The organism is Enterobacter sp. 940_PEND, from assembly GCF_001059415.1.
In the GTDB taxonomy this organism is placed as follows: Bacteria; Pseudomonadota; Gammaproteobacteria; order Enterobacterales; family Enterobacteriaceae; genus Enterobacter; species Enterobacter cloacae_M.
In genome coordinates this window covers 1-4,370 of the sequence record NZ_JUMS01000067.1, presented here as the reverse complement: position 1 = coordinate 4,370, position 4,370 = coordinate 1, and the positions used below count along the sequence as shown (strand labels likewise).

Annotated in this window: 4 protein-coding genes and 1 pseudogene; 4 read left to right on the top strand and 1 reads right to left on the bottom strand. The window is 42.2% G+C overall.

All coding sequences use genetic code 11. The annotated features are described in order from the left end of the window. Nucleotides 1-56: 56 nt before the first annotated feature. The 4 genes and pseudogenes from ADJ24_RS24145 to ADJ24_RS23530 all read left to right on the top strand — a co-directional run. Nucleotides 57-215: pseudogene (locus ADJ24_RS24145) on the top strand (DUF4113 domain-containing protein); the annotation flags it as partial. A 505-nt stretch (nucleotides 216-720) separates the two neighbouring features. Continuing rightward, nucleotides 721-912: a hypothetical protein gene (locus tag ADJ24_RS25525; protein WP_202816119.1), complete on the top strand. Its 192-nt coding sequence runs from the start codon at nucleotides 721-723 to the stop codon at nucleotides 910-912. Between the two features lie 60 nt (nucleotides 913-972). Beyond that, nucleotides 973-1,671: a hypothetical protein gene (locus ADJ24_RS10445; protein ID WP_020899212.1), complete on the top strand. Its 699-nt coding sequence runs from the start codon at nucleotides 973-975 to the stop codon at nucleotides 1,669-1,671. A gap of 931 nt (nucleotides 1,672-2,602) precedes the next feature. Beyond that, nucleotides 2,603-3,502: an integrase domain-containing protein gene (locus ADJ24_RS23530; protein WP_006786007.1), complete on the top strand. Its 900-nt coding sequence runs from the start codon at nucleotides 2,603-2,605 to the stop codon at nucleotides 3,500-3,502. Nucleotides 3,503-3,570: 68 nt separating this feature from the next. Here ADJ24_RS23530 and ADJ24_RS10440 read toward each other — a convergent pair whose 3' ends face one another. Further along, a complete protein-coding gene (locus tag ADJ24_RS10440) occupies nucleotides 3,571-4,188 on the bottom strand; it encodes a recombinase family protein (RefSeq protein ID WP_020899211.1) in 618 nt (205 codons plus the stop codon). Nucleotides 4,189-4,370: the final 182 nt, after the last annotated feature.

Below are 4,370 nucleotides of genomic sequence, written 5' to 3'. Positions count from 1 at the left end.
CACCTCAAAAACACCATCATACACTAAATCAGTAAGTTGGCACCATTACCGAAGAGCTGATGACATTAATAGACAGCATTAACCATTCAGGCAAAGGCTCTGTTTGGTTTGCAGGGCAAGGTATTAAAGATGCATCTATGGGCTGGAAGATGCGCAGAGAAAGGCTTTCCCCCGCCTTCACGACTAAGCTAAGTGATATAATTAAAGTGAAGTGAGCTTCCTTTTTACGCCCAGCCATTTGGTATACCTCATCATTGACTTTCATTATACAATACGGCAGGGTTTTACAGTCTGTTACAATGTGACGGAATAGTAAGTCGTACTAAAGCTGTTATTTTCACGGTAAAAATAGGGAGAAAAAAGGAATATGAAGGGTCTATATACTATTTTAATACTACCTGTTCTCGTAACAGCTTGTAGTATGAATGATATAGCAACTACAAACCAGAAAATCAGTGATGGTGCCTCAGGAATAATGAATTCCCTGAGAGGTAACTCCTCAGGAAATGATGAGCAGCGTATGAAAGTATCTCCTTCAGAAAAAAAGAATCGACCTCTAAAAGTTATACTGTACCAGTAGATGTTGATACTGCAGCAGCAAGAATTAAAAGGAAGTTTAAGTTTATCTCTAATGATGAACTGAGATCAATTAGAGAAAAAAATAACGATGGCGAATGGACTGCCAGCGCAATTACCGATAGTAATCAGGAATGGGATGCGATGACTGGAAGTTATTATAAAATGGGCTCAGATTGGGGCGACTATGATGATCACCTAACTATTGAGCTAGAAAAAAATGGGTCAGGTAGTCGTATTCATATAACGTACAGTTCTTCTTCAAAGCAAAGACTCGCAAGTAGCGGCTTGCAGGATTTAATGCAAAATATTAAGAATGTAGCTGAAGGGAAGTAACTAATTATTAAGGGTGTGGATATTGCTATATCCGCACTCATAAATCTATAAGGAGTAAGTGTGTTTAATCTCTTGTCCTATTTCCATAATAAATATAAAGGCCGAATTATAGAGTGTGACGAAACTCTGGATTACAGAGCCAACTTTGAGCATGCATTAAAATTTACAAAAGGGCTGGGCTTTAATGAAGGTTCAATAACGGATTTGAAGGATGGTGAATTGGATTATCATAATATGATGGCAAAAGTGTGTCATGAAGCAGAAGTGGATAGCTTCTCTTTTTCAGCAGGGCAATGTCTCAAGTGGTGTCATTTCCTTCAGCCATATTTTGAATCCGCACTTGGCTGTAAAATTTGGACGACAGTCGGTCAATTATGGAAGGGAGATAAATGGCTTTATAATCCCACATATGATGAATTTGAAAAATGGTCCAACAAGGGATTTCAGCCCGAAGATTTTTCTGAGACGCCTGCTCTAAATCTTCATGCCTGGTATACAACAGATACTGGTCATTTGATTGATATTTCATATCTGAGTACTCTTTCAAATGTATTTCCTGATTGCCATGAATATACTGGAGGTGTGCTGGTAGGTAAGCCAAATGATATTTTTCCTGGCTATCAATACGTACCTATAGTCGTTGGGCAAGGTATAGTAGAAAAAATTCAAAGCAAATCTTTTATACCTTTTCTTGCTAATGACGTTGAGGATCTAATGTCTGTTGGAATGGTGATATATGCAGACCCTAACAATGAATAATATAAGAAAGTTGACGATCATCTGAGGCGTTGCTAACATCACCAGTGCATTAGAAGTCGCTACGGCGACCATCCAAAACCCCTGTAACCTGAGAGGGGTGCCTTCGGGCGGTTACCAGCCAATGCTTCAGCGGTCTGAGAGAAGCGCCTTCGGGTGACTGCCAGCTAATGTCCCACATACCTGAGAGGGACGCCTTATGGCGGTAAACCCGTTTAACCTTTGAAAACGGGGGCCACTAATGTGGATAAGGTCACCGACCAAAAACTGGCCGGCTAACGCCTCAATGATTCACATCTTCCTGATGTTGAATTGTCATTAAAGGAGCTGAATCAGGCTCTGATCTTTCACTACGTTATGATTCTTGCCAGGGATACGCCCTGAGTTTCGTACGACTTTTGCATCGACGGATAAGGCCATTTGGCACATTTGGCCGCTTACGGAGTTGCATTAGGAGCACGAAGCTGCGCGGCGTCACTTGTGAAGTGGCGAAGACACTACCAAGTGACGCGCGCAGCGCATAACGTCTCAACCCACGTACGACGTGGTTTTCAACGTTTTACTACCATCTGACCAACATGTAGTCCGTGTTAGTACGGTATTAAACTCACTTTTACATCAACGTAAGCACGACGGAAGGCCGTCTGAACGTTCAATTATCAGTAAGGAGGAAATCGACTCGGTATCGATGGCGACACTACGAACAGTAGTGTTGGAGGCAGCTTGACGTAAGTCAGCTCTGCATAAGCAGCAAACAGATCAGAGATCTGGGGTGCCTCGCAAGAACTCAACAATTCGCCGCCCCGATGCACAGATACCAGTTGAGACGCAGGAAGCGCAAAAGCAACCGTGTCGTCGGGGATGAATTACTGGGGTACAGATCCGTCCGCTTATTTACAAGCCGAGGGACGTGTATCCCTGTGGAGATATAGGAATGTCCAGATTCAGTAAACAGCTGTGCAAACAACTTGTCACACTTGCTCGTCAGGGAAGGGGAAGTTATAAAACTGTGGCTGACCGCTCAAGAATTGCAGAACGTTTTTCTGAACGTCTGTCTGAACTGAATATTCAGATTAGGGACGTAAAACATATCAAAACTTCCCATATTGAAAAATATATTGAGAGCAGGAAGGCAGACAGTTTGTCTCTCAGGACGTTACAGAATGAGATGTCTGCTATCCGCTCTGTTTTATTATCAGCAGGAAGAAATAAACTGGCCGATCCCAATCATACCAGCCTGAGTAATCAGGCCCTGGGAATTTCTGGTGCTAACCGGGATGGCACTAAACTTCCTATTACAGATGAAAAACTTAATGCGGTTGTGAATTTTGCGCTTAAAAAAGATGAAGGTGTTGCGCTCGCGGTACAACTTTCAAGATACCTTGGATTGAGAACAGAAGAAACCGTGCAGTCCGCAAAGTCGTTAAAAACATGGAAGCAGTCATTGATTAACAATAATGAGCGTGTCCGTGTTGTTTTCGGGACTAAAGGCGGGCGGCCGAGAGAAACAACAGTTTTCAATCGTGAAAAAGTTTTATCAATTCTTGATAAGGCAATTCATTATGTCAGTGAACATAACGGAAAACTGATTGATAAACCTTCTCTGCATACTGCAATAGATCGTTACCGAAATATTGTACGAGAGGCAGGGATGAATGGTAAAAATGCCCCGCATAGTTTGCGTTACGCTTATTCACGTGATGCTGTAAATCATCATATTAAAAATGGAATGAGCCGCGACGAAGCTGAAGCATTAGTATCGATGGATTTGGGGCATGGAGATGGCCGTGGTCGTTATATTAAACAAGTTTATTTTCGCGGTGAAACAGAATAAGTTGTTTCTTTACTGAATTTTCAGGACGTAGCGCCACAGCTCATTCAGGGCTGTGGCTTTTCTAAATTTCAATCCGTATCTTTACATGCTCGAATAACTGTCATGCGTGAAACGCCGGCGAGCCTTGCCGTTTCATTTATTGATTTTCCGTTTTTCTTGCGAAGCGTTCTAATTAACTCATGTTTTTCCTTATCTGCTAGCCTCCCCCTGTATTTCCCTTTTTCCTTGGCGGCTGTAATTCCTTCCATCTGCCTTCTGCGACGATCTTCATAATCTTTACGGGCGATAGCAGCTAACATGTCCAGCATCATATTATTCACTGCCCGGAGCATACTATGAGTAAAGTCATAAGCTGATGGTGTGGACAGGGCAATGTGACTTGTAGGCAAATCAAGGCTTATTATTGAAAGCGATTTCTCATTAATCATCTTTTTTAAAGATTCCCAGCCATTATCATCCAGGCGTGAAAGCCGATCTACTTGTTCTATAAGTATCGCATCCCCTGGCTCTGTATCCTGAAGCAGTCTCATCAGTTCCGGTCGGTGCAATGCTGCGCCTGAAGCATTTTCAACATACCAGCCAGCAATGCGATGATTGTGTTGTTGAGCAAAGTCCTTGAGCCTCGATTTTGCACGCAGTGCATCCTGTTCCTGAGTTGAAGCACGAAGATATCCAAATATAAACAAAGTTCCTCCGGCAGTAACATTAAAATAGTCACATTCCAATCGGTATCATTTAAGTGGTAACTTATTTATATTCTACCAATAAACTGGATAGTATTTAATAGGTATACCCATTTGATACCCAGGTTGACATAATCACTATTTGCTCTGAAAATAGACAGGCTTACTTGTTGCTACATGCAACC

Excerpts from the sequence above, each read along its gene's own strand:
- ADJ24_RS23530 (WP_006786007.1), top strand. The coding sequence starts at position 2,603 with ATGTCCAGATTCAGTAAACAGCTGTGCAAACAACTTGTCACACTTGCT.
- ADJ24_RS25525 (WP_202816119.1), top strand. The coding sequence starts at position 721 with ATGACTGGAAGTTATTATAAAATGGGCTCAGATTGGGGCGACTATGAT.